Here is a 25,858-nt window from a genome sequence, read left to right as displayed (position 1 = left end):
GGCCGGAATGAGGTGTTCCGGAGTCGAACGGGAAGGGTTCACCAGTTCGAGTGATACTGGTGTGTTTCGAGGTCGCCCGGTTACGGAGTGTGGTGTGTGGAGGTCGGTGAAAGTCACCGGAAAAGCCGCAGCCGTCGCCCGTAGGCTGGAGGCATGACCACGACGGGGGAAGAGCACGCCAGGGCCCGGACGGGGCCGTGGTGGTGGACCAGGTGGCGCAGTGCGGTGCTCGACGGGAGCCTCGCGCTGGTGTCCGCCGTGGAGTGCGGAGCCGAGGGGGCGCCGTTCGCCCGGGACGCGGGGATCCCGCTGGCGGTGGGGATCGTTTTCGGCGTGATCGCCGGGTCCGTGTTGCTGGTGCGGCGGAAGTGGCCGATCGCCGTCGTGCTGGTCGCGATCGCGATCACGCCGGCGCAGATGGGGTTCCTGCTGGGTGTCGTCGGCCTGTACACGCTGGCAGCGTGTGAGCTGCCGCGCCGGATCATCGGGGCGCTGGCGGGGATGTCGCTCATGGGTACGGCGGTCGTGACGTTCGTGCGGGTGCGGCAGGACATGGCGCGGGGCGATCTGACGCTGGGTGACTGGTTCGTGCCGTTCGCGGCGGTGACGACGGCGTTGGGGCTGACGGCTCCGCCGGTGCTGCTGGGTCTGTATGTGGGGGCGCGGCGGCGGTTGATGGAGAGTCTCAGGGAGCGGGCGGACAGTCTGGAGCGGGAGCTTCAGTTGCTGGCCGAGCGGGCGGAGGAGCGGGCCGAGTGGGCGAGGAACGAGGAGCGGACTCGGATCGCGCGTGAGATGCATGACGTGGTCGCGCATCGGGTGAGTCTGATGGTGGTGCATGCGGCGGCGTTGCAGGCGGTGGCCCGGAAGGATCCGGAGAAGGCCGTGCGGAATGCGGCGCTGGTGGGGGACATGGGGCGGCAGGCGTTGACCGAGTTGCGGGAGATGCTGGGGGTGCTGCGGTCGGGGGAGGAGGCGGGGCGGCGTGCCTCCGGGGTGCCGTTGGCGGCGGTGCGGGAGGCGGCTGCGGCTGCTGCTTTCCGGGTGGCGGAGGCGGATGGTTCGGTGGACGGGCCGTGTCTGTCGGAGCTGGAGGAGTTGGTCGGGCAGTCGGCGGCTGCGGGGATGGTCGTGCGTCTGTCGGTGGAGGGGGAGGCGCGGTCGTATGCGGCGGTGGTCGAGCAGACGGCGTACCGGGTGGTGCAGGAGGCGCTGACGAACGTCCACAAGCATGCGGCGGGTGCGAAGACGCATGTGCGGCTCGCGCATCGGGTGTCGGAGATCGCGATGCAGGTGGAGAACGAGCCGCCGCCGGAGCCGGGGTCGGCGTCGGCGGCGGGGTTGCCGTCGGGTGGGAACGGCCTGGTGGGGATGCGTGAGCGGGTCGTGGCGCTGGGTGGTGTGTTTGTGTCGGGGCCGACGGATGCGGGGGGTTTCCGGGTGTCGGCGGTGATTCCGGCGGCGTAGGCGCGTTCTGTGCGGGGGTTCAGCCGGCGGTGAGGCGTACGGGTTCGATGCCGGTGACGAGGGTGGCGAGGGCGTGGTCGATGTCGGGGCCGACGTACCAGTCGCCGGTGTGGTCGAGGGTGTAGACGCGGCCTTCGGCGTCGATGGCGAGGACGGCGGTGGTGTCGGTCTCCTGGCCGAGTGGGCACAGTTCGGTGCCGAGGGCGCGGCCGAGGTCGCCGAGGGTGCGGGCGTGGTGGAGGCCGTGGAGGGGGTCGAGGTGGAGGGTGGCGGGGGCGATCTGGCGGCCGGGGCCGTTGGGTGTGATGGTCAGGCCGCCGAATTCGGCCCAGGCTTCGACGGCGGCGGGGAAGACGGTGTGCCGGTGTCCGGCGGGTGAGGTGTGTTCGCGCAGGGTGTCGGCCCAGATCTCTGCCTGCTTTATGTCCCAGCGTCCGGGTTGCCAGCCGGCGGCGCGCAGGGCGGCGTCGACGAGTACGGGGAAGCGTGTGGTGGATGTGCGGTCGGTGTGCATCGGCCCTTCGTTCGTCGAGCTGGCTGGTGTTACTGGTGTTGACGGGGGCTGTCAGCTGTCGGTTGCCGTGGGGTCGACGATGCGGATGCCGAAGTGGGCGCTGAGGGCGGTGCAGGCGCGGCAGGGGGTGGCGAAGCTGCCGTGGAGGGGGTCGCCGTCCTCGCGTATGCGGCGGGCGGTGAGTTTGGCGTTTTTCAGGGTTTTTCGGGCTTCGCCGTTGGTCATGGGTTTGCGGGCGGCGCGTTTGCTGCGTGCGGCGTCGGCGGCGGTGAGGTGCCGGGAGATGAGGATGGTTTCGGCGCAGCGTCCGGTGAAGCGGTCGCGTTCGCCGCTGGTGAGGGTGTCGAGGAAGTCCTGGACGAGGGGGTGCAGGGGTGGGGGTTGGTCGCTGCGGGCGGCGGTGCCGGTGAGGGTAGCGCCGCGGACGGAGAGGGCGGCGGCGATGGTGGGCAGGATGCCGTCGCGGCGGTGGTGGAGGGTGGGGGCGGGGGGTGTGTCGGTGCCGCTCCAGCCGATGCGTGGGTCGCCGGCCCGCACGTCGGTACCTCCGGTTCGCAAGGTATTCATGTTCGTTTTCCCCTCCCCGGGCGTTCCCCGGCATCCCCCGAAGGACACAGGGTGCCAAATGCCGTGGCGGGTGCGGAAGCTGGGGCGGTGCGACACGCCCGGGTCGGGGGAGGTCGTCACGGTGGGGTGACGGCTGGTCACGGAAGCGGGGGGTGGTTTTCCGGGGTTGTGGAGGGGTGGTTTCGCCGGGGTGTGGTGGGCCGGTGACCGGGGTTCGGGTACCGCATAGGCTGTCGGCATCCGCGATCGACAACGCCGTATTGAGGCCAGAGAGAATGCCGCAGGGGGCTACCGCCATGACGACAGGTCGGCTCGGGCAGCAAGCCGCGCCGCCGAACGCGGCCTATTCCGGGCAGGTCGTGCACTTTCCGGATCCGGTCCGGGCGGCGCGTCACCCGAGAGGGGTACGGGTCGATGAGCGTGGTTACCCGGATTTCTCCGCGTATGCGCGTGTGGCGGTGGAGATCGCCGAGCCGCCGGAGGGTTTCGGTGTCGACGAGTTGCGGCTGACGGACTATGTGTCGGCGAACGCGGCGTTGGCGGCGGAGCGGCACGAGTTGTGGGACACGGTGCCGGATGTGGCGACGCCGCACGGGTGGACGTGGCATCACGTGGCGGGGACGCGGCGGCTGGAGTTGGTTCCGGTCGAGGTGAAGGCTTTGCTGCGGCATCACGGTGGGCTGGCGACGACGGCGGTGGACCACGCGAAGCGGGGGACGCGGCCGTTGCAGGAGACCCGGCCGGCGCATTTCGGGCTGCCGAAGTCGGGTGTGGCGGTGTCGGAGGCGCAGGTGCAGGGTGTCGAGGAGGACCTGGGTTACCGGCTTCCGGGCGCGTATCGCTCGTTCTTGAAGGCTGCGGGTGGGTGTGCGCCGGTGGGTACGGCGCTGGACGCGGAGTTGGGTCTGCTGCTGGACCAGCCGTTCTTCACGGTGCGTGAGGAGGCGGCTGTCAATGACCTGGTGTATGTGAACAAGTGTCTGCGCGACCATCTGACGAAGGATTACCTCGGGGTGGCGTTCGTGCAGGGCGGGTTGCTCGCGGTGAAGGTGAAGGGGGAGCGGCCCGGTTCGGTGTGGTTCTGCGCGTACGACGACGTGCGTGATGTGGATCCGTCGTGGTCGCCGGCGGAGCGGGTGGAGCGTCTGCTGCTGCCGTGCGGTGACGATTTCGACGCCTTTCTGTCGCGGCTGGCGGGCAGTCCGCCGGAGTTGGAGACGGTGGCGAATCTGATGGTGGACGGCGGTTTCGCGTGTGTCGTTCCGGTGTCTTCCGGTTCTTCCGGTGCGGCGTCTTCCGGCCCGGTGGGGGAGTGAGCTTCAGGCGATGGTGACCTACGCGCAGGCGCAGGAGCGCGCCGAGGAGTGGATCAACGGTGATGTGCCCGCGTACCAGCATCGGGAGGTGCGGGTGCGGGAGTTCGAGCTGGGTTTCGTCGTGTGGGGCGAGGACCGGGCGGAGGGTCCGCGTTCGGACGCGGGTGCGCAGCGGCTGGTGATCGCCCGGGACAGCGGGGAGGCGACGCTGTGGCCGGGGTTGCCGGTAGGTGAGGTGATCCGCCGGTACGAGGAGGAGTACGGCCGTGCGGACGAGCCGCAGGACGCGGTTCCGGCGCCGGCTGCGGCGCGGGTGGATCTGAATCAGACGTCGTTCCTGCTGACTCCTCCGGAGTGGTTGCAGGAGGCGGCGGACAAGCTGGGCATCGGGGAGCGGCGGCCGGGGGGCGAGGGCGGTTCGGGGGCCGGTTCCGGTGCTTCTGGGGGCGTGGGTGCCGGTTCCGGCGTCGGTGGTGCTTCGTCCGGTGGTGCTTCGTCCGGTGGCGCTTCGTCCGGTGGGGCGTCGTCCGGTGGGGCGGTTCCGGCGGAGACGCAGGCCGGGGTGCCGGCGGGCGCGTCCGGGGCGCCCGCTCCTGTGGGTGTGCCTTCCGCGGATGTGCCGGTGGGGGCCACGCCCTGGGCGGGTACGGACACGAACGCGGACTCCGGTGAGGACGACCGTTCGGTGCCGTTGCCCGCGACGGTGTTCGCGCCGCCGTTGAGCGACTCCGACGAGGAGGCTCCGCGGCCGTCGGTGAGTGCGCCGGATGCGAAGACGGCGTTGATGTCGGGGGGCAGCCAGTTGCCGCCGACGGCGGTCGCGCCGGCGCTCGAGCCTTCGAACACGCCGGGCGTGCAGGGCTTCCCGCCGGGCGTGCCGGGTGGCCCGTCCGCCCCTGGTGGTGCGCTGGGCGTGCCTGGTGTGCCCGGGGCGCCCGCTGCTCCCGGTGCGCCGGGTGCTCCGCAGGGCAGTACGCCTGCGCCGCCGCCCGGCACGCCGCCGTACGGCTACCCGCAGCCGCCGGCGGTTCCCGGCGCGCCTGCGCCGGGAGCACCCGCGTACCCGCCGGCGCCCGGCACTCCGCTCGCGCCCCCCGCTCCCGGTACCCCGGGCGTCCCGCAGGGCAGTACGCCCCCGCCGCCGCCCCCGGGCGCGCCGACCTACGGCTATCCGCAGGGTCCCGGCGTTCCGCAGGGTGCTCCGGGTTACGGCTACCCGCAGGCGCCGGCGCCGGGTGGTGCGGCGGGTGTGCCGCAGTCTCCGGCCGACCCGGGTGCCTCGGCGCGGCGGCTCGCGCCGAACGCCGGGGACATCGCGGATGCCGCGACGAGCAAGGCCGCGCCGCCGCCGAAGAAGGCGCGCGGTGGTGTGGGTGCGCCGCCTCCGCCGCCGGGTGCGCCAGGTACACCGGGTGCGCGCCCGGGCAGTGCGGCGACGCCTCCCGCTCCGGGTGCGCCCGCCGGTCGGTACGTGCCGACGCAGCTGGTGTCGGCGCTCGGGCCGGAGGGGCCCGGTGGTCCGGGTGGTGCGGACGGGGCGCAGGTGCCGGGCGCACCGCAGCCTCCGGGCGCACCACAGCCTCCGGGCGCGCCGCAGCCTCCGGGTGCCCCCAATCCGCCTGCCGCGCCTCCGGGCAACGTGCATCACGCGGCCACGGTGCTGGCCGACCCCAGCCAGCTGGGCGGGGGCGCGCCGCAGCCGCCGGGCGCCCCGGGGGTTCCGGGTATGCCGGGCGCGCAGGGTGTTCCGGGCGCCCCGGCCATGCCGTATCCGCCCGGCGCCCAAGCGGCTCCGGGTGCCCCCGGCATGCCGAATCCGCCCGCAGCTCCCGCGGCTCCGGGTGCCCCGGGCATGCCTCCCGCGCCTGGCGCGCCGCAGCCTCCGGGTGCCCCTTCGGCTCCCGGTGTCCCCGGCGTGCCGCAGCCTCCGGGTGCCCCTGCCGGTCCCGGCACGCCGGGCGTGCCGGGTGGCGGGCGCGGGGCCGTGCACCACGCGGAGACCGTCCTGGCCGCGCCCCCGGTGGCTGGTCCGGGCGCACCTCCTCCGCCGCCCGCCCCCGGCGCACTCGGTGCGCCGGGCGTCCCTGGCATGCCGCCGGGCGCTCCGGGCGCCCCGCAGCCGATGCCGCCGGGCGGGCCCGGGCAGCCGCCGGCGTACGGGTATCCGCAGCAGGCGCAGCCGACCGTGGGTCCCGGCTACCAGGCCGTGCTGCGCTATCGCGCGCAGGACGGTTCGGAGCAGCAGCTGATCCGGCGTTCGGCGCCGGGTACGCCGCACCCGGAGTGGCAGATCTTCCACGAGCTGCGGGCGATGAACGTGCCGCCGGACCAGGTGCTGGAGCTGCACACGGAGCTGGAGTCGTGCGAGCTGCCGGGTGCCTACTGTGCGCGGATGATGCGGGAGCAGTGGCCGCAGGCGCGGATCACGAGCATCGCGCCGTACGGCAAGGACCACGCGAGCCGGCAGCAGGGCATGCAGCAACTGCTGGCGCACCAGGGCGAGTTGCACCAGGTGGCGGACGGTCCGGCGCGGCCCGCGCCGGTGCGGGCGCCGTTGCCGCCGGTGCAGGCGGTGCCGCCCGTCCCGCCGGAGGGCATCGGGCAGGAGCTGGCGGCGGCGTTCGGGCCGGGCGTCTTCCGGTTCGAGCAGCAGGCGGTGTCCCGGCAGGGTGTGCCGCCGATCGTGGCGCACACGCTGGTGGTGGCCGGTCTGCCGGTGGACATGGGCCCGTTCTTCTGGGCGCAGGCCCAGCCGGGCCGTCCGGTGCCGACGCTGGCGGAGCTGGCGGCCGAGCGCGGGGTGCAGCCGGCCTCGGACGCGGGCTCGTACCTCGTCATGGGCACCGACTTCGGCAAGGCGATCTGTGTGCAGTACGGCACGGCGAACATCGTGGCCGTGCCGGTCGAGGCGGGGCCGGGCGGGGCTCCGGTGCCGCCGCAGTTCGTGAACACCGGGCTGCCGGAGTTCGCGCGCTGCCTGGCGCTGCTGGGCCGGATGTGGCGCCTGCGGTTCGGGCTGAACCAGGAGCAGGCGGGCCGCTGGACCGTCGACTTCCAGGCGCAGCTGGCCGCACTGGACCCGGCGGCGCTCGGTTCGCCGGAGAGCTGGTGGTCGGTGCTGCTGGAACAGATGTGGGACGGCCTGCTGTAGGCACGTCGATCGGACCTCGGCGGATCGTGCCCTCCACGCGCGTGTGGAGGGCACGATGGGCCGGTGGACCTCGAGCGCGGGACCGCTACGACGCCACGCGCGCGTCCGTGGGACGTGGTGGACGAGGAGCGGCTGCCGACCTTCCCGGTCGTGCCGGGGCAGGGCCGGCGGCTGTTCCCGGCCGGGCGTGAGCCGGCCGGGCCGGAGTGCCTGTCGGCCGAACGGGTGGGCGCCGCCGTCCTCACGCGTCCTGGGAGGGCGGCACGGTGACGGCCGGTTTCCTCGCCCTGTACGAGACCCCTGCCGACGCCCGGGCCTTCGACGGCACCAGCGCGAGGTGCACATCCCGCTCGGCCCGCGGCTGCCCGGTCTGCGCCGCTGCAGGCTCGGCCGGGAGGCGGCGCCGGTGCGCGGGGGTGTGCCGTACTGCCTGGTCGCGACGCTGGAGTGGGACTCGGCGGCAGAGCTGCGCGCGGCGTTCGCCTCGCCCGAGGGGCGCGCGACGGCGGTGGACGCGGCGCGGCCGGCGGAGCCGGCGCCCGCCCGCAGCATGATCATCATCCTTGAGGAGGACGTGCTGCAGCCGGCCCTGTTCGCCGCACCGATCGCGAAGTACGGGACTCGGAGCGTGACGTGACTGCGGAGTGTCGCGTTATGCACACTTACACCCGATCCATCAAGATGTGCGCGAAATCATCCTGTCGTGTATGTCCGGTGGAGAGGGGTTCCCACGGTGAGCAGCGCATCGATGCCGCCGCACGGCTTCGTGACCGTCCGGGGGCGCGGCTACCGCCCCGGTCAGGTCGACGCGTACATGGAGGAGTTGTCGTACGACCGCGACGCCGCGTGGGAACGGGCCGCGCGGCTGACCGTGCTCGCCAAGGACATGGAGGCGGAGGCCGCGCGGATGCGCGAGGTCGTCGCCCAGCTCCCCCCGCAGGATTACGAGTCGCTCGGGGAGGGTGCCCGGCGTCTGTTCCAGCTGGTGGTGGAGGAGGCGGAGGACCTCCGCGAGCGCACGCGGCGTGCAGCGCACGAGCACGTCGCGCAGGCCGAAGCGCACGCCGAGAGCGTACGCCGACAGGCGCAGGAAGCGGCGGACGCGCTCCGCGCGGAAGCCGACGAATGCGCCCGCCGGCTTCTCCTTGCCGCGCGCACCGAGGCCGACGACATCCGCGTCGGCGCCCGGCGCGCAGTGAAGGAAGAACGCTCGGAGGCGCTCACCGCGTTGCGCGAGGTACGGCAGCGCACCACCGGCATGCTCGCCGAGCAGTCCCGGGTGTACGCCGAGCAGTGGGCCGAGGTCGAGCGCGAGGAGGCCCAGCGGATCGCCGCACTGGACGCCCGGCACGCCGAGCGGGCCGGCCGGGCCGAGGCCGCGCTGTCAGACGCCGAGCGGGCCCTCGGGGAGGCCGAGGAGTACGCGCGCCGCAGCCAGGAAGAGGCACACGCGCGTGCCGCCGAGATCATCGCCGGCGCGCGCGTGCGCGAGGAACGCATCGCCCGGCAGACGGAACAGGTGCTGCGCGAGCACGGCGAGACGTGGGACGTCGTCCAGGCGACCATGGACGAGGTCCGCAGCAGCCTGATCTCCCTGACCGGCGGAGCCGCCCTGGACTAGCGCCGCCCCTTGGGCCTCCGACTCCGGTCGGCCGGCACGGAGTCCGAACTTTCCGGTATCGCGCACCAGGAGTTGTGAGCCGGGGCCGCACGCTCGGTTCGTGCACCCGGGTCGGCCGCGAGGCTATCGGCGTGGTTCGCGTACCTGGGTCGGCTGTGAGGCTCCTTGCTCGGTTCGTGCACCTGGGTCGGCTGTGAGGCTCCTTGCTCGGTTCGTGCACCCGGGTCGGCTGCGAGGCTCTCCGCGGGGTTCGCGTACCCGCGCCGACCGCGAGGCTCCCGCGCCAGGCCGCGCCCCCGGTCCAGCCGAGCCCCGCGCCCAGCCCAAGCCGCCGGGCGCCTGCGATCAACTGTCCTTCCGTACCGCGCCCGCCAGGATCCGCCCCTCCACCGCCTCGTACTGGTGCCGCTGTTGCTCCGCCTTGGTGCGGCCCGAGGCGATGGTGCCGAGCCAGCCGAAGAGGAAGCCGGCCGGGATGGAGACGATGCCGGTCGTGGTGAACGGGAACCAGTTGAAGTCGGCGTGCGGGAAGGCCGAGACCGGTGAGCCGGAGACCAGGTTGGTGCCCGGCATGAGCAGCAGCACGGTCAGCGTGCCCCCGATCAGCGTCGCGAGCAGCCCGCTGCGGGTGTAGCGGCGCCAGAACAGCCCGTACACCAGGGCGGGCGCTATGGCCGAGGCGCCCAGGCAGAAGGAGAGCGTCACCAGGGGCTGCAGGCTGTGGTGCTGCACCATCGTGGCGAGCAGGATCGTCGGCACGCCTATGGCGAGCGCCGAGACGCGGGCGAGGGCCATCTCGCGCGGGGCCGGCATCTCCTGCACGCGGGCCGCGAACACGTCGTGGGCGAGGGAGTTGGCGCAGGCGAGGATCATCCCGGCGACCGACGCGAGCAGCGTCAGGAAGATCGCCGTCGTCACCATGGTGAACAGGAAGGTCTCCGCCGTGGACACGTCCGTGCCGAACACCGCCCGCGAGCCCAGCAGGTACGCGGTGTTGCCCTGCGGATCGGCCCCGGCGATCACGGCACGGCCGACCAGCGCCGTGGCGCCGAACCCGACCACCGTGATGACCAGTACGAACAGGGCGACGATCGACACCGCCCAGGACATCGAGCGGCGCACCTGGCGGGCGCTGGAGGCGGTGTACATGCGCATGGTGATGTGCGGCAGGCAGGCGCCGCCGAGCACCACCGTCAGTTCCGAGGCGATCATGTCCAGGCGTGACCTGCCCGATGTGCCGAACTGCAGCCCGGAGTTCAGGAAGGCCGGCCCCGCGCCGCTCTGCCGCGAGGCCGCGGTGAACAGCGCGCCCGGATCCCAGTCGAAGCGGCGCAGGATCAGCACGGCCACCACGGCGCCCGACCCGACCAGCATCACGATCTTCAGGATCTGGATGAGCGCGGTGCCCTTCATGCCGCCGATCGCCGCGTAGGCGATCATCAGGGCGCCCAGGCCGACGACGCACGCGGTCTTCAGCGACTCGTCGGTGAAGCCCAGGATGAACGCCATCAGCTGCCCGGTTCCGGCGAGCTGGACCAGCATCAGCGGCAGCAGCGCGGCGATCGTCACCGCGCAGGCCGTCATGCGCACGCTGCGTCCCGGCAGCCGGCGGGCGAGCGCGTCGCCCATGGTGAACCGGCCCGCGTTGCGCAGCGGTTCGGCCAGCAGGAACATCAGCAGCATCAGCGACAGCGCGGTGCTCAGGGCGAGGACGACTCCGTCGTAGCCGCACAGGGCGATCACTCCGCCGGTGCCGAGGACGGTGGCCGCGGAGATGTAGTCCCCCGCGATGGCGAGGCCGTTGCGCAGCGGGGACAGGGAGCCGTAGCCGGTGTAGAACTCGTCGAGGTCGTCGCGGTCGGGGCCGGTCATCACGCACAGCAGCAGGGTCACCGTGGCGACGGTGGAGAAGGCGACCAGGGACATGGACTGGCCCGTGCCGCTGAAACCGGCGAAGCCCCCCACGGCCGGAGTGCCGGCGGCGGCGGTCATCGGGCGGCTCCTCGGCGTGCGTTCAGTTCGGCCTCCTTGCGAATGCGGTCCGCGAGCGGGTCGACGTGCCGGCGCGCGGTGTGCTCGTACAGCGCGATCGCGAGCCAGGTGACCGGGAGTTGGATCAGGGCGAGCAGGAGACCGGCGGGGATGCCGTCGGCGACCGGGCGCGTCATCACGCCGGGCGCGGACGCGGACAGCACCAGGAACAGGGTGAAGTAGCCCAGCGCGGTGAGCGTGGCCGTACGCCGCTGCCAGCGGTAGGCGCTGCGCAGCACCCGTAGGTCGCTGTGGTGGCCGAGGGGTTCACGGGCCGGCCGGCGGTCCGGGCGGGCGGGCCGCGGGGGCGGTGGTTGCCAGGGGTAGGTGAGGGAGGCGGGGGGTGGTGGGTCGTAGGGGAGCGGTGGGCCGTAGGCGGGGTGGGGCGGGTCGTACGGCCGGTGGGGCGGCTCGTAGGACGAATGGGGCGGGGCGTACGACGGGCGCGGCGGGTCGTAGGACATCCCGGGACTCCTTGCGTGGCTCGGGTCCGTGGCGGCGGACCGCAGGGAGGGTGGGGGGTGTGGAGCCACGCACGCTACTCGCGCGTTCCGGGCCGCGCGGCGGTTTCACCAAACTGGCCAGTCGGTATGCGCTTACTACGGCGAAACCCGCTCCGAGGGGGCGAGTTACCGGCGTTAACCTGCGCTGTCGCGGTGGACACCGGCGGGCGGGGTCACTCCTCGCGCACCGGGAACCGCCGCGGCGCGACGAGAAGCAGCACCAGGAAGGCCAGAGTCGCCGCGGCCGCCGCGCCGAGGTACACCGCGTGCACCGCGTCGGCGATCGCGTGCCGGGTCGCCTCGGGGGCCGTGCCGGCGTCCAACGCGCGCGTGACGGAGTCCAGATCGCCCGCCCCGCCCAGCCGTGCGGCAAGCACCCCGTTGGCGACGGCGCCGAACAGCGAGGCGCCGAGGGTCTGTCCGGTCTGCCGGCAGAACAGCACGGACGCGGTCGTGGTGCCCCGCTCCGACCAGCCCACCGTCGACTGCACCCCGACGATCAGCGGCAGCTGGAACAGCCCGAGCGCCGCGCCCAGCAGGAGCATCAGCAGCGTCGGCTGCCACCATGAGCCGGGGTAGGGCAGGAGGGGGAACGCGCACAGGATCAGCGCGGCCGCACCGATGCCGAGCAGCGCGGTGTCGCGGAAGCCGATGCGGCGGTAGACGTGCTGGCTGAGCGCCGCGGACACCGGCCAGGTGAGCGTCCACACCGACAGCACGAAACCGGCTGCCACGGGCGTGAGTCCGAGCACCGACTGCGCGTACGTCGGCAGGAACACGCTCGGCGCCACCATCAGCAGCCCCAGCGCGCCGAGCGCCAGGTTGACCGCCGCGATCGTCCGGCGCCGCCACACCCACCCGGGGATGATCGGCTGCGCCGCCCGCCGCTCCACCACGACCACCACACCGGCCAGCGCCAGGCCCGTGCCGAAGAGCGTGAGCGAGGGCGCCGACAGCCACGGCCAGGCGACCCCGCCCTGCACCAGCGCGGTCAGCAGCGCCCCGCCGCACGCGAACACCGCGAGCGCGCCCGCCCAGTCCACGCGCGCGTGGGCGCCGTCTTCCGGTGCCTCCCGCCCGGGCTCGTGCAGATGACGGACGATCAGCCACAGGGCGGCGGCGCCGATCGGCAGGTTGATCAGGAAGATCCAGCGCCAGTCGGCGTACGCGGCGAGCACCCCGCCGAGTCCCGGCCCCGCGACCGCCGACACCGCCCACACCGTGGACAGCTTGGACTGGATCTTCGGCCGCTCGGCCAGCGGATACAGATCGGCGGCCAGCGTCTGCACGGTGCCCTGCAACGCCCCGCCGCCCAGCCCCTGCACGATCCGGAACGCGATCAGCGCCGCCATGTTCCAGGCGCCCGCGCACAGCAGCGAGCCCAGCAGGAACACGGCCGCGCCCGTCACCAGCACCGGCTTGCGGCCGAAGGTGTCGGACAGCTTGCCGTAGACGGGGAGGGTGACGGTCACGGCGAGCAGATAGCCGGAGAAGAGCCAGGAGAAGACGGAGAACCCGCCGAGGTCGCCGACGATCTGCGGTACGGCCGTGGAGACGATGGTGGCGTCGAGCGCGGCCAGTGCCATCGCCAGCATCAGCGCGGCGACGACGGCACCCCGGCGCGGGGTGTCCTGCCCGCGGACCTCGTCACCGCGTATCGCGGGTGTCGTACCCCCCACCGGATCCCCTCCCGTGCCCCTTGCACCTATTTCCGCTACGACAGCTTCCCACGGCAGCCGGAACTTGACCCTGACGCGACGGCAGGGTGGAGGCTTTCCGCGCCGAAGGGTGGAGACGACCCCGAGGACGGCTCCGCCCGGGGGTGGAGCACCCCTAGGGGTATCTCCGTACTACGGCTCGGGGAGGGTTCGTCCCGGCGGAGGACGAGAGGGGCGGGGCCTGGTCCTTAACCTGGCTTTACGCCGCTGGGGGGCGGCAGACCACACCGGCGGGGTGGGGTTTTCCCCCGGGAAAGAGGGGGCTTCGCACCAGCGCGCGAGGGCCCCGCCGCCCGCGAGACTCGACGACGTACCCAGAGACGACGCCCCGCCAAGCCGGGGCACCACTCACCGATTTGCCGACCGACATAGGAGATATACCGTGACATCGGCTGTGACCATTCCCAGGCACGGGGGCACTGGAGGGCGTACGGCCGTTGCCGCGCGGGCGCGGCAGGTCGTGAAGGCGTACGGGGCCGGCGAGACCCGTGTCGTCGCCCTCGACCACGTCGACGTGGACATCGCGCGGGGTCAGTTCACCGCCATCATGGGCCCCTCGGGGTCCGGCAAGTCCACGCTCATGCACTGCCTCGCCGGGCTCGACACCGTCACCAGCGGCAAGATCTACCTGGACGAGACCGAGATCACCGGCCTGAAGGACAAGAAGCTCACCCAACTGCGCCGGGACCGGATCGGCTTCATCTTCCAGGCGTTCAACCTGCTGCCGACGCTGAACGCCCTCGAGAACATCACGCTGCCCATGGACATCGCCGGACGCAAGCCGGACAAGGCCTGGCTGGAGCGCGTGGTGGAGACCGTCGGGCTCGCCGGACGGCTCAAGCACCGGCCGACCCAGCTCTCCGGCGGCCAGCAGCAGCGCGTCGCCGTGGCCCGCGCCCTCGCCGCCCGCCCGGAGATCATCTTCGGGGACGAGCCGACCGGAAACCTCGACTCGCGCGCCGGCGCCGAAGTCCTGGGCTTCCTGCGCCGGTCGGTGGACGAACTCGGCCAGACCATCGTGATGGTCACCCACGACCCCGTCGCCGCGTCCTACGCCGACCGCGTGCTGTACCTCGCCGACGGCCGGATCGTCGACGAGATGTACCAGCCGACGGCCGATCAGGTCCTGGACCGCATGAAGGACTTCGACGCCCGGGGGCGCACGTCATGACCGTCCTGAAGACCTCCATGCGCAACTTCTTCGCGCACAAGGGCCGGATGGCGCTGTCGGCGATCGCCGTCCTGCTGTCGGTGGCGTTCGTGTGCGGCACGCTGGTGTTCACCGACACGATGAACACCACCTTCGACAAACTCTTCCAGGCCACGTCCTCGGACGTGACGGTCAGCGCCAAGGGCTCCTCCGACACCGGTGAGACCACCTCCCGCACCGGCAAGCCGCCGGTCATGCCGGCCTCCGTCGTCGGCAGGGTCCGGCAGGCCCACGGCGTGCGCAAGGCCGAGGGCACGGTGTTCTCCACCTCGGTCACCGTCATCGACGCCAAGAAGGACAAGCTCTCGCCGAGCAGCGGTGCGCCGACCATCGTCGGCAGCTGGAACGGCAACGACGCCCGCACCATGAAGATCACCTCCGGTGCGGCGCCCAAGGGCCCGGACCAGGTCATGGTCGACGAGGACACCGCCGCCAAGCACGACCTGAAGCTCGGCGACGACATCGGCATGATCTCGGTCGTCGGCACCCACCACGCGCGCGTGTCCGGCATCGCCGCCTTCAAGGTCACCAACCCCGGCGCGGCGATCTTCTACCTGGACACCAGGACCGCCCAGCAGACGCTGGTCGGCCGGACGGGTGTGTACACCAACGTCAACGTCACCGCCGCCCAGGGCGTGACGAACGACCAGCTGAAGAAGAACGTCACAGTCGCCCTCGGCCACGGCTACAAGGTGCAGACCGCCAAGGAGGTCGCCGACGCCAACCAGAAGAGCGTCGAGAGCTTCCTGAACGTCATGAAGTACGCGATGCTCGGCTTCGCCGGGATCGCCTTCCTCGTCGGCATCTTCCTGATCATCAACACCTTCTCCATGCTGGTCGCCCAGCGCACCCGCGAGATCGGCCTGATGCGCGCCATCGGCTCCTCCCGCAAGCAGGTCAACCGGTCCGTGCTGATCGAGGCGCTGCTGCTCGGCGTGATCGGCTCCGCGCTCGGCGTCGGCGCGGGCGTCGGCATCGCGGTCGGCCTGATGAAGCTCATGGGCACGATGGGCATGCATCTGTCCACCGACGACCTGACCGTCGCCTGGACGACCCCGGTGGTCGGCCTGCTCCTCGGTGTCGTGGTCACCGTCCTGGCCGCCTACCTGCCCGCGCGGCGCGCCGGCAAGGTCTCCCCGATGGCCGCCCTGCGCGACGCCGGCGCCCCGGCCGACGCCAGGGCCGGCACCGTCCGCGCGGTGATCGGGCTGCTCCTCACCGCCGCCGGCGGCTGGAGCCTGTACGTCGCCGCGAGCGCCGACAAGGCCAAGGCCGGGTCGGGCTGGCTGGGCCTGGGCGTGGTCGCCACGCTGATCGGCTTCGTCGTCATCGGCCCGCTGCTGGCCGCCGGACTGGTCCGGATCCTCGGCGCGGTCATGCTGCGGATGTTCGGTCCCGTGGGCCGGATGGCCGAGCGCAACGCGCTGCGCAACCCGCGCCGCACCGGCGCCACCGGCGCGGCCCTGATGATCGGCCTGGCCCTGGTGGCCTGCCTGTCGGTGGTCGGCTCCTCCATGGTGGCCTCCGCCACCGACCAGCTCGACAAGACCGTCGGCACGGACTTCATCATCCAGGGCGACAACGGCCAGCGCATCAACCCGCAGGCCGTCAAGGTCATCAAGAACACCCCGGACCTCGCGCGGGTCACCGAGTACCGGACGACCGTGGCCGACTACACCACCCCGGACGGTCAGACGCTCAAGGACACCGACATCACGGCGGCCGACCCGACGTACGCGACCGACCTGCGCAAGAAGACCGTCGCCGGGAACCTCAAGGACGCCTACCTGCCCGACTCGATGTCCGTCCACGAGAAGTTCGCCAAGGCCCACGGCATCCGCCTCGGCTCGAAGATCACCGTCGCGTTCCGGGACGGCGCCACGGCCCACCTGACGGTCCGCGCGATCACCAGCAGCGACGACGTGATCGACCAGGGCGCCAAGTACACCTCCATCGCCACGCTCGCCAAGTACGTCCCCGCCGAGAGGATGCCGCTGGACGAACTGGTCTTCGCCAGCGCCAAGGAAGGCCGGCAGGCCGCCGCCTACAAGGCGCTGAAGGCGGCCCTGCACGACGACTACCCGCAGTACACCGTGCGCGACCAGACCGACTACAAGAAGGCGCTGAAGGACCAGATCGGCCAGCTGCTGAACATGATCTACGGCCTGCTGGCCCTGGCGATCATCGTCGCGGTCCTGGGCGTGGTGAACACCCTGGCCCTGTCGGTGGTCGAGCGGACCCGGGAGATCGGGCTGATGCGGGCCATCGGCCTCTCGCGCCGCCAGCTGCGCCGCATGATCCGCCTGGAGTCCGTGGTGATCGCCGTCTTCGGCGCCCTGCTCGGCCTCGGCCTGGGCATGGGCTGGGGCGCGACCGCCCAGAAGCTCCTCGCCCTCCAGGGCCTGAAGATTCTCGAGATCCCCTGGCCGACGATCACCGCCGTCTTCATCGGCTCGGCCTTCGTGGGCCTGTTCGCCGCGCTGATCCCGGCGTTCCGGGCGGGCCGCATGAACGTCCTGAACGCCATCGCGACGGAGTAGCCGCACAGGCTGGACCGGCGCCACGACCACCGCACACGGGGGTTGCGGGGGAGAAGCCCGGTGCCGGGGAGTCTTCGGACTGCCCGGCACCGGGTTCTTCTGTCGTCAACCGGGTGCTTCTGCCGTCGGGGGAAACAGGGGTTGTCCACAGGCCCCGGCGCCAATCCCGGCGGAGTCGTACGCTGGACACCCCCGGCCGTCACACGCGTCGGGTTATTCGCGTTGCCCACCACCGGACGGAAAGCCCCTCCATGAGCCTGCACGGTCTGCTCGACGCCGTCGTCAAGGACCCCGCCCTCGCGGAAGCGATCACGGCGGCCGCGGACGGCAACCGCATGCACATCGACCTCGTCGGCCCCCCGGCGGCCCGCCCCTTCACGGTCGCCGCCCTCGCCCGCGAGGCGGGCCGCCCGGTGCTCGCGGTCACGGCCACGGGCCGCGAGGCCGAGGACCTGGCGTCGGCCCTGCGCTCGCTGCTGCCCGAAGAGGGCGTCGTGGAGTACCCCTCCTGGGAGACCCTCCCGCACGAGCGGCTCAGCCCGCGCAGCGACACCGTCGGCCGCCGCCTCGCCGTCCTGCGGCGCCTGGCCCACCCCAGCACCGACGACCCCGAGACCGGCCCCGTCTCCGTCGTCGTCGCACCCGTGCGCTCCGTGCTGCAGCCGCAGGTCAAGGGCCTCGGCGACCTGGAACCGGTGTCCCTGAGGACCGGCCGGACCGCCGACCTGAACGACGTCGTGGAAGCCCTCGCGGCCGCCGCCTACGCGCGCGTGGAGCTCGTCGAGAAGCGCGGCGAGTTCGCCGTGCGCGGCGGCATCCTGGACGTCTTCCCGCCCACCGAGGAACACCCGCTGCGCGTGGAGTTCTGGGGCGACGACGTCGAGGAGATCCGCTACTTCAAGGTCGCCGACCAGCGCTCCCTGGAGGTCGCCGAGCACGGTCTGTGGGCACCGCCGTGCCGCGAGCTGCTGCTCACCGACGACGTCCGTGCACGCGCGCGTGCCCTCGCCGAGGAACACCCGGAGCTGGGCGAACTCCTGAACAAGATCGCCGAGGGCATCGCGGTCGAGGGCATGGAGTCCCTCGCCCCCGTCCTGGTGGACGACATGGAGCTGCTGCTCGACGTGCTGCCCGAGGGCGCGATGGCCGTGGTCTGCGACCCCGAGCGGGTACGCACGCGTGCCGCCGACCTCGTGGCCACCTCCCAGGAGTTCCTGCAGGCCTCCTGGGCGGCCACCGCCGGCGGCGGCGAGGCCCCGATCGACGTCGGCGCCGCCTCCCTGTGGTCCATCGCCGACGTCCGTGACCGCGCGCGCGAGCTGGACATGATGTGGTGGTCGGTGTCCCCGTTCGCCGCCGACGAGGAACTCGACGCGGACACCCTCAAGCTCGGCATGCACGCGCCCGAGACCTACCGCGGCGACACCGCGCGGGCCCTCGCCGACACCAAGGGCTGGCTCGCCGACGGCTGGCGCACCGTGTTCGTCACCGAGGGCCACGGCCCGGCCGCCCGCACGGTCGAGGTGCTCGGCAACGAGGGCATCGCCGCCCGCATGGACGCCGACCTCGGCGAGCTGAGCCCGTCGGTGGTGCACGTCTCCTGCGGCTCCATCGAGTACGGCTTCGTGGACGCGGCACTGAAGCTGGCCGTGCTCACCGAGACCGACCTGTCCGGCCAGCGCGCGACCGGCCGCGAGGGCGCCCGGATGCCGGCCCGGCGCCGCAAGACCATCGACCCGCTCACCCTGGAGTCGGGCGACTACATCGTCCACGAACAGCACGGCGTCGGCCGCTACATCGAGATGGTGCAGCGCACGGTGCAGGGCGCCACCCGCGAGTACCTGGTGGTGGAGTACGCGCCCGCCAAGCGCGGCCAGCCCGGCGACCGCCTCTACATCCCCACCGACCAGCTGGAGCAGATCACCAAGTACGTCGGCGGCGAGGCACCCACCCTGCACCGCCTGGGCGGCGCCGACTGGACGAAGACCAAGGCACGCGCGAAGAAGGCGGTCAAGGAGATCGCCGCCGACCTGATCAAGCTCTACAGCGCCCGCATGGCCGCCCCCGGACACTCCTTCGGCACCGACACCCCCTGGCAGCGCGAGCTGGAGGACGCCTTCCCCTACGCCGAGACCCCGGACCAGCTCACCACCATCGCCGAGGTCAAGGAGGACATGGAGAAGACCGTCCCCATGGACCGCCTGATCTGCGGCGACGTCGGCTACGGCAAGACCGAGATCGCGGTACGGGCCGCCTTCAAGGCCGTACAGGACGGAAAGCAGGTCGCGGTCCTGGTGCCGACGACCCTGCTGGTGCAGCAGCACTTCGGGACGTTCTCCGAGCGGTACGCGCAGTTCCCGGTGAGCGTCAAGGCACTCTCCCGCTTCCAGACCGACACCGAGGCCAAGGCCGTCCTGGAGGGACTGAAGGAGGGCGCGGTGGACGTCGTGATCGGCACCCACCGGCTGTTCTCCTCCGAGACCAGGTTCAAGGACCTGGGCCTGGTCATCGTCGACGAGGAGCAGCGCTTCGGCGTCGAGCACAAGGAGCAGCTGAAGAAGCTCCGCGCGAACGTCGACGTGCTGACGATGTCCGCGACCCCGATCCCCCGGACCCTCGAGATGGCCGTGACCGGCATCCGCGAGATGTCCACGATCACCACGCCCCCCGAGGAGCGCCACCCGGTGCTCACCTTCGTCGGGCCGTACGAGGAGAGGCAGATCGGCGCGGCCATCCGCCGCGAACTGCTGCGCGAAGGCCAGGTCTTCTACATCCACAACCGGGTCGAGTCCATCGACCGCGCGGCGGCCCGCCTGCGCGAGATCGTCCCCGAGGCACGCATCGCCACGGCCCACGGCCAGATGTCGGAGTCGGCGCTGGAACAGGTCGTCGTCGACTTCTGGGAGAAGAAGTTCGACGTGCTCGTCTCGACCACGATCGTCGAGTCCGGCATCGACATCTCCAACGCCAACACGCTCATCGTGGAGCGCGGCGACACCTTCGGCCTGTCCCAGCTGCACCAGCTGCGCGGCCGGGTCGGCCGCGGCCGCGAGCGCGGTTACGCCTACTTCCTCTACCCGCCGGAGAAGCCGCTGACGGAGACCGCGCACGAACGCCTGGCCACCATCGCCCAGCACACCGAGATGGGTGCGGGCATGTACGTGGCGATGAAGGACCTGGAGATCCGCGGCGCCGGCAACCTGCTCGGCGGCGAGCAGTCCGGGCACATCGCCGGCGTCGGCTTCGACCTGTACGTCCGCATGGTCGGCGAGGCGGTCGCCGACTACCGGCGCCAGCTGGAGACCGGCGAGATCGAGGAGGAGCCGCCGCTCGAGGTCAAGATCGAGCTGCCCGTCGACGCGCACGTCCCGCACGACTACGCGCCCGGCGAGCGGCTGCGCCTGCAGGCCTACCGCGCCATCGCCTCCGCCAACTCCGAGGAGGACATCAAGGCCGTCCGCGAGGAACTCACCGACCGATACGGCAAGCTGCCCGAACCGGTGGAGAACCTGCTGCTGGTGGCCGGGCTGCGCATGCTCGCGCGCGCCTGCGGCGTCGGCGAGATCGTCCTGCAGGGCACCAACATCCGCTTCGCGCCGGTGGAGTTGCGCGAGTCGCAGGAACTGCGGGTCAAGCGCCTGTACCCGGGCACGGTCATCAAGCCGTCCGTCCACCAGGTGCTGGTCCCGCGCCCCAAGACCGCGAAGGTCGGTGGCAAGCCGCTGGTCGGCCGTGAACTGCTGGGCTGGGTCGGGGAGTTCCTCGCCTCGATCCTGGGGTCGTAGAAGCCGGAAGGAAGAAGGGGGGCATGAGGATCGGTGAGCCGGCGGCGCGACCGGCGCGTCGCCGCGCGCCCTGCGCCACTACGAACCGGCGGACCTGATCACTTCCGAACGCGCCGCCAACGGCTACCGCGTGTTCCCCCCGGTGCGCCCGTTCGTGTCCGCCGCCGACGGCCCGTTGTGAGCGGGCTCACGCGTGGGCCGGCCGTGCTCCCCCCGTACGGCACCGCCATGCCCCAACTCGACCACCGGTCGCCCGGAAACAACGCTTCGGCCCCCGTCTGAAGTGGACCTCGCGGCGGTTACCGTAAGGGACGGAACGATTCCGCCCGTGTCCGACGGGCGGACCCGGGCGAGCAAAGGGGGACGCACCGTGGCGCGTCTGAGGGGTGGGGCGGTCGCCGCCGTGGCGGTGCTGGTCGCCGTGGCCGGCTGCAAGTCCGGGCAGAACAAGGGCACCCCCGGTGCCGGGGGCGGGGGCGGGGGCGGGGGCAACGGCGCGGTCCTGGCCGCCGTCGACGCACTGACCGTCAAGGGCCGGGCACCGAAGACCGGTTACTCCCGGACCCGCTTCGGCACCGCATGGGCGGACACCGACGCCAACTCCTGCGACACCCGCGACGACATACTCAAACGCGACCTGAAGGACGTGAAGTTCACCGGCGGCACCTGCAAGGTCTCCTACGGCCTGCTCGAGCCCGACCCCTACTCCGGCAAGGACATCACCTACCGGCGCGGCCGCAGCCAGGTCGACATCGACCACGTCGTCCCCCTCTCCGACGCCTGGCAGAAGGGCGCCAAGTACTGGGACGCGAGCAAGCGCATAGCCCTGGCCAACGACCCCCTCAACCTCATCGCGGTCGACGCGAGCACCAACCGCGGCAAGGGCGACGGCGACGCCGCCACCTGGCTCCCACCCAACGGCAGGTACCGCTGCACCTATGTGGCCGCCCAGGTCGCCGTGAAGAAGAAGTACGGCCTGTGGGTCACCGCCGCCGAGAAGGCCGCCATGAAGAAGGTCCTCGGCGGCTGCCCCGCCCAGAAACTCCCCACGGGCGGCAACCCCACCAAGGCACCGGAGCGTTTCCGCGCCCGCTGAGCCGCGCCGGCCCGAGGGACGTGAAGCCGGGAGTGACGCCGCTGGACCGGCCTGCCGTTCGACACCGCGGACGACGTCGAGGTGCCCGGTGCACTGGCCCCGGTCCGCTGCGAACCGGAGCGGGGGCGCGCCGTCTCCGCCGAGCCCAACGTGTGAATCGCGGCACCCGCTGTGAGCGGGTGCCGCGTCCACTTACCCGGTCAGGCGGTCTTCAGGCTCTTCAGGCCGTCCAGGATCCGCGTCGTCACCTTCTTCGCGGTGGCGGCTCCGTTGTCCGTGCCCGCCGTGGACAGCACGGTGATCACGGAATTGCCGGAACGAGCCGCGATGAGGGTGGAGCCGTTCTGCCACACACCGCTCGTCAGCGTCATCGTGTAGGCCTCGTCCCCGAGCCCGGCCGTGGACGTGCCCGCGAGCTTCACCTTGGCGTGCGCGTCGGTGTCCGTGAAGCCGGCGCACTCGCCGGCGACGGTCTGCAGCTGCTTCATCACCGCGTTCGCCGTGGTGCCCTGGAACGCGTCGACCTCCTGCGCCACTTCCTCGGTCTTGTCGTGGTTGACGTAGTCGTTCTGCGCGAACGACACGCCTCCCTTGAAGCCGGTCACCTGTATCCAGGACGTGCTCTCCAGCCTGGTGCAGTCCGGCTTCGCGGTGCTCCGGTCGGCGGGGGAGAGGAACTGGCCGCCGCTGTCGGAGGCGCCGTCGGCCTCGGGGGCGAACCCGGAGGGGAAGACCGACGCCGGCGCCAGCGCCTTCTTCAGCTGCGTACCGGTGGCGAGACCGGCGTTCAGGTCCTTCGCCTTGGCCGGCTTGGCGCCGGTGCCCCCGTTGTCGGACGAGGAACCGGACGAACAGGCGGTGAGGGCCAGCGGGAGCGCCGCGACGACGAGGAGCGTGGCGACACGGGGGGTGAGGCGCATGACAGTCCTTCAGGAGAGCCGGGTGGTACGGGGATGTGTGTACGGCGAGCCGAACGGCAAGTCGTACGGCGTCCGGACCGGTCCGGCTGCGCGGGGTCGGGCCCGGGCAGCCGGAGCCGGTGGGACAGGTGCGGTGCGCGTGTGCGCGGTGGGGGGCGATGCGCGGGTGCGGTGCGGTGCGCGGTTGGAGCGGTGTGCGGTGCGCGACGGTGGGACGGCCCGGGTCAGGCCGTCTTCTTCCAGTCGCCGCAGCCGTTGGTCTTGAAGTAGGCGTCACTCGGGCTGATGGTGACGACGGCCGTGCCGGTCACGTTGTCGTTGGCGATGACCGAGTTCAGCCCGTGCGCGGCGTCCTTGGTGCGCTCCCAGTAGCAGTTGTCGTCGGCCGTGTTCCCGGTCGACCGGTAGGTGCCCGGCGCGATGTCGGTGCCGACCTTGAACATGCCGCCGTCGCCGTCCATCGAGGAAGCGGGCGTGCCCTTCGCCTTGGGGTCGACGGCCTCCCAGTCCTTGCAGCCGGTGGACTTGAAGATCTTGTCGGTGGGCTTGATGGTCACGTAACTCGTACCGGTGACGTTGTCGTTGGCGAGCAGCGACTCCATCTCGCCCTTCGCGTCCTTGGCGCGCTCCCAGTAGCACATGTCGTCGGTGTTGCCGGTGGTGCGGTAGAGGCCCGGCTTCACGTCCGAGCCGACCTGGTACTCACCGTCGCCGGCGATGGCGGCGGCCTTTTTCTTGTCCTTGGCGCCGCCGTGCGTGTGCTCCGCGGAGGCGGAAGAGCCCTTGCCGCTGCCGCCGGAACCGCCGTCCTTGCCGCTGCTGCCGGCGTTCGCCGACACGGCACCGATGACGACGACCCCCACGACGGCGCCCAGCGCGACCTTGGCCTTCATGCCCATGGCGAATCCCTCCCCAAAGCGGCGGCCTCCCCCTCCGGTGGCCACTCGTTCGCTGGGTCAATAAGAGCAGAGCCTGTGAACCGAGTCAACACGGTTCACAGGCGTGGAGCAGTACACGGCGTGAATGCACGGATCATGTGTACGCCGGTATGCTCGGCACACACGGGACGAGGGGAGCGGGGCCGGTGCAGGACAACGCGACAGAGGTGACCGCGGCCGGAATCGCCCGGCTCGCCGGAGTGGGCCGGGCCGCCGTCAGCAACTGGCGCCGCAGGCACGCCGATTTCCCCAAACCGGTCGGCGGCACCGAGACCAGCCCGTCCTTCGCGCTCGCCGAGGTCGAGGCCTGGCTGCGCAAGCAGGGCAAACTCGCCGAGGTCCCGCTGCGGGAACGCGTCTGGCAGCAGCTCGTCGGACATCCCGAGGGCCCGCTGACCGCCCTGGTGCACGCCGGCTGCGTCCTGCTGCTGATCCACGAGCGCCCCACCGTCTGGCTCGACGCGAGCGCAGGCTCCGACGCGCGCCTCGCCGCGACGCTGCCGGGCGCGCTGGAGGAGGTGCTGGCGGCGCGTTTCGGCAGCGTGCGGGGGCGGCGGACCGGGCGTGGCGGTCCGGGGTCATCCGGTGTGAACTCAGGTGCCGCGGTACCGGGTGTGAACGCGACCCCTGGGACCGCCGGTGTGAACCCCGATCCCGCGACGCCGAGTGTGAACGCGGCGCTCACGCCCCCCGCTGTGAACTCCTCAGCGGCCGAGCAGCCTGTGAACACCCCACCAGCTGTTCACAGGACCACCGCCGTTCACGGTACCCCCACCACCCCCGCCACCCCCAGCACTCCCACCACCCCCACCTCAAGCGCCGCCACCGCAAACGCCCCCACCCCCCGCACCCCCGCCCTCCGCACCCCCACCGGCCCTCAACTTCTCCCCTCCGCCCCGCTCCTGCGGGGAGCGGCCGAGCTGGCCGCCGAGACCGGGGCGCGGCAGGCCTTCGAGTTCCTGCTGGGCCGGCACCTGGACGCCAACCCCCGCCAGTACACGCTCACCCCGGCCGAACTCGCCGGACTCATGGCCGACCTCGCCGGCCCCGCCCGCACCGTCCTGGACCCCGCCTGCGGCACCGGCGCCCTGCTGCGGGCCGTCGACACCCGCCCCGGCCAGGAGCTGTACGCCCAGGACAGCGCGCCCGACCTGGCCGCGCTCACCGCGCTGCGGCTCGCCCTGCACTCCCGGGCCGGCGTACGCGGAGCCGTCGGCGACACCCTTCGCGCCGACGCCCACCCCGAGCTGCGCGCCGACGCCGTGCTGTGCCATCCGCCGTTCAACGAGCGCAACTGGGGCCACGACGAACTCGCCTACGACCCCCGCTGGGAGTACGGCTTCCCGGCCCGCACCGAGTCCGAACTGGCCTGGGTGCAGCACGCGCTGGCCCGGCTGGCCGACGGCGGCTGTGCCGTGCTGCTCATGCCGCCGGCCGCCGCCTCCCGTCGCTCCGGGCGCCGCATCCGCGCCGACCTGCTGCGCCGGGGCGCGCTGCGGGCCGTGGTCGCGCTGCCGGTCGGGGCGGCACCGCCGTACAACATCCCGCTGCACGTGTGGGTGCTGCGCCGGCCCGACCGGACCCCGGCGTCGCCCGAGGTGCTGCTCGTGGACACCGGCAGGTTCGCCGGGGAGGGACGCGGCGGGCCGGACTGGCCGGCCGTGCGCGAGGCCGTGCTGGACGCCTGGCGTGCCTTCGAGCGCGCGGGGCGGCCGACGGATCGGCCGGGGCTCGCCCGTTCCGTGCCGGTCATCGAACTCCTCGACGACGACGTCGACCTGGCCCCCGCCCGCCATCTGCCCCCGGCGGCCGTGGCCGACGGCGCGGAGCAGCTCGCGGCGGTGCGCGAGCGCCTCGGTGAGACCCTGCGCCTGACCGGCGAGCTCACTCCGCCGCCCGCCGCCCCCGCACCGGGCGCGCGCTGGCCGCTCACCACCATCGGTGAACTCGCGCGCGGGGGCGCGCTGATGATGCGCACCGGAGGAAACGGCGGCCACGCGCGCGTGCCCGTCCTGACCGACCACGACGTCCTCGCCGCAGCGGCGCCCTCCGGGACGCTTCCGGAGAGCGAGGAGGAGGCTGTGCTGACCGAGCCGGGCGACGTCGTCGTACCGGTGCTGGGCGGCGGCTCGGTGGCACGCGTGATCGACGACGCGACGGGGGGCGCCGCCCTGGGGCGCAACCTCGTGCTGCTGCGCCCCGATCGCACGGCGCTCGACCCGTGGTTCCTCGCCGGGTTCCTGCGCGGCACCGCCAACAACCGGCAGGCCAGCAGCTACGCCTCCACCGCGACCCGGCTGGACGTGCGCCGACTGCAGCTGCCCCGGCTTCCGCTGGACGAACAACGGCGCTACGGCGCGCGTTTCCGCGCACTCGAGGAGTTCGAGCGGGCGCTGCGGCTTGCGGGCCGGCTCGGCGAGCAACTCGTGCGCGGGATGTACGACGGGCTGACGGACGGGACGGTGGCACCGGACTGAGGCC

General features: G+C 72.4%; 18 protein-coding genes and 2 pseudogenes. 13 read left to right on the top strand and 7 right to left on the bottom strand.

The features are described from left to right. Positions 1-153: 153 nt before the first annotated feature. Positions 154-1,467 (top strand): sensor histidine kinase, encoded by a 1,314-nt coding sequence (locus LMU33_RS33980; RefSeq protein ID WP_228624682.1) that lies wholly within the window; start codon positions 154-156, stop codon positions 1,465-1,467. Positions 1,468-1,486: 19 nt separating this feature from the next. Here LMU33_RS33980 and LMU33_RS33975 read toward each other — a convergent pair whose 3' ends face one another. Both LMU33_RS33975 and LMU33_RS33970 read right to left on the bottom strand, forming a co-directional pair. After that, on the bottom strand, positions 1,487-1,981 hold the full coding sequence (locus LMU33_RS33975; RefSeq protein ID WP_228624680.1) for an SUKH-3 domain-containing protein: 495 nt from the start codon (positions 1,979-1,981) through the stop codon (positions 1,487-1,489). A gap of 51 nt (positions 1,982-2,032) precedes the next feature. After that, complete coding sequence (locus tag LMU33_RS33970) at positions 2,033-2,548, bottom strand: YwqJ-related putative deaminase (RefSeq protein ID WP_228624678.1); 516 nt, start codon at positions 2,546-2,548, stop codon at positions 2,033-2,035. Positions 2,549-2,844: 296 nt separating this feature from the next. On the opposite strand from LMU33_RS33970, the gene LMU33_RS33965 reads away from it, so the two are divergent. The 5 genes from LMU33_RS33965 (at position 2,845) to LMU33_RS33945 (ending at position 8,636) form a co-directional block, all read left to right on the top strand. Continuing rightward, positions 2,845-3,864 carry an SMI1/KNR4 family protein gene (locus LMU33_RS33965; RefSeq protein WP_228624677.1) on the top strand — a complete coding sequence of 340 codons (1,020 nt, stop codon included), beginning with the start codon at positions 2,845-2,847 and terminating at the stop codon, positions 3,862-3,864. A 10-nt stretch (positions 3,865-3,874) separates the two neighbouring features. Further along, entirely contained in the window at positions 3,875-7,015 is a 3,141-nt protein-coding gene (locus tag LMU33_RS33960) for an SUKH-4 family immunity protein (protein WP_228624675.1), read from the top strand. 63 nt (positions 7,016-7,078) lie between these two features. Then, complete coding sequence (locus LMU33_RS41775) at positions 7,079-7,285, top strand: dihydrofolate reductase family protein (protein WP_228624673.1); 207 nt, start codon at positions 7,079-7,081, stop codon at positions 7,283-7,285. Then, positions 7,203-7,652, top strand: a complete 450-nt coding sequence (locus LMU33_RS33950) for an EthD family reductase (RefSeq protein ID WP_228624671.1) — start codon at positions 7,203-7,205, stop codon at positions 7,650-7,652. The genes LMU33_RS41775 and LMU33_RS33950 overlap by 83 nt, the downstream gene beginning before the upstream one ends. A 96-nt stretch (positions 7,653-7,748) precedes the next feature. After that, positions 7,749-8,636: a cellulose-binding protein gene (locus LMU33_RS33945; RefSeq protein WP_228624669.1), complete on the top strand. Its 888-nt coding sequence runs from the start codon at positions 7,749-7,751 to the stop codon at positions 8,634-8,636. Between the two features lie 345 nt (positions 8,637-8,981). Here LMU33_RS33945 and LMU33_RS33940 read toward each other — a convergent pair whose 3' ends face one another. The 3 genes from LMU33_RS33940 to LMU33_RS33930 form a co-directional block, all read right to left on the bottom strand. Further along, positions 8,982-10,628 carry a sodium/solute symporter gene (locus LMU33_RS33940; protein ID WP_228624667.1) on the bottom strand — a complete coding sequence of 549 codons (1,647 nt, stop codon included), beginning with the start codon at positions 10,626-10,628 and terminating at the stop codon, positions 8,982-8,984. Continuing rightward, positions 10,625-11,131 (bottom strand): DUF485 domain-containing protein, encoded by a 507-nt coding sequence (locus LMU33_RS33935; RefSeq protein ID WP_228624665.1) that lies wholly within the window; start codon positions 11,129-11,131, stop codon positions 10,625-10,627. The genes LMU33_RS33940 and LMU33_RS33935 overlap by 4 nt, the downstream gene beginning before the upstream one ends. Positions 11,132-11,343: 212 nt before the next feature. Further along, positions 11,344-12,849 carry an MFS transporter gene (locus LMU33_RS33930; RefSeq protein WP_228624663.1) on the bottom strand — a complete coding sequence of 502 codons (1,506 nt, stop codon included), beginning with the start codon at positions 12,847-12,849 and terminating at the stop codon, positions 11,344-11,346. Between the two features lie 421 nt (positions 12,850-13,270). Here LMU33_RS33930 and LMU33_RS33925 point away from each other — a divergent pair, with 421 nt between their 5' ends. From LMU33_RS33925 to LMU33_RS33900, 6 genes and pseudogenes are all read left to right on the top strand, one after another. Next, the gene (locus LMU33_RS33925) at positions 13,271-14,059 is read left to right on the top strand and encodes an ABC transporter ATP-binding protein (RefSeq protein WP_228624661.1); all 789 of its coding nucleotides are present in this window, start codon (positions 13,271-13,273) and stop codon (positions 14,057-14,059) included. Then, positions 14,056-16,638 carry an ABC transporter permease gene (locus tag LMU33_RS33920; protein WP_228624659.1) on the top strand — a complete coding sequence of 861 codons (2,583 nt, stop codon included), beginning with the start codon at positions 14,056-14,058 and terminating at the stop codon, positions 16,636-16,638. Before LMU33_RS33925 ends, LMU33_RS33920 begins: the two co-directional genes overlap by 4 nt. Positions 16,639-16,889: 251 nt before the next feature. Next, positions 16,890-20,423: a transcription-repair coupling factor gene (mfd, locus tag LMU33_RS33915; RefSeq protein ID WP_228624657.1), complete on the top strand. Its 3,534-nt coding sequence runs from the start codon at positions 16,890-16,892 to the stop codon at positions 20,421-20,423. Between the two features lie 23 nt (positions 20,424-20,446). Continuing rightward, positions 20,447-20,559 (top strand): annotated as a pseudogene (locus LMU33_RS33910) (MerR family DNA-binding transcriptional regulator); the annotation flags it as partial. 234 nt (positions 20,560-20,793) lie between these two features. After that, positions 20,794-21,519 (top strand): HNH endonuclease family protein, encoded by a 726-nt coding sequence (locus LMU33_RS33905; RefSeq protein ID WP_228624655.1) that lies wholly within the window; start codon positions 20,794-20,796, stop codon positions 21,517-21,519. A gap of 36 nt (positions 21,520-21,555) precedes the next feature. Continuing rightward, positions 21,556-21,675 (top strand): annotated as a pseudogene (locus LMU33_RS33900) (N-acetyltransferase); the annotation flags it as partial. Between the two features lie 44 nt (positions 21,676-21,719). Here LMU33_RS33900 and LMU33_RS33895 read toward each other — a convergent pair. Both LMU33_RS33895 and LMU33_RS33890 read right to left on the bottom strand, forming a co-directional pair. Continuing rightward, on the bottom strand, positions 21,720-22,439 hold the full coding sequence (locus tag LMU33_RS33895; RefSeq protein WP_228624653.1) for a hypothetical protein: 720 nt from the start codon (positions 22,437-22,439) through the stop codon (positions 21,720-21,722). A 224-nt stretch (positions 22,440-22,663) separates the two neighbouring features. After that, a complete protein-coding gene (locus tag LMU33_RS33890; protein WP_228624651.1) occupies positions 22,664-23,338 on the bottom strand; it encodes an Rv1352/Rv1906c domain-containing protein in 675 nt (224 codons plus the stop codon). Positions 23,339-23,523: 185 nt separating this feature from the next. On the opposite strand from LMU33_RS33890, the gene LMU33_RS33885 reads away from it, so the two are divergent. Then, entirely contained in the window at positions 23,524-25,854 is a 2,331-nt protein-coding gene (locus LMU33_RS33885) for an N-6 DNA methylase (protein WP_228624649.1), read from the top strand. Positions 25,855-25,858: the final 4 nt, after the last annotated feature.

Source organism: Streptomyces barringtoniae (assembly GCF_020819595.1).
GTDB classification, from domain to species: Bacteria; Actinomycetota; Actinomycetes; order Streptomycetales; family Streptomycetaceae; genus Streptomyces; species Streptomyces barringtoniae.
Note: the sequence above shows the minus strand (reverse complement) of the source record. Positions and strands in the feature narration are given on the sequence as shown.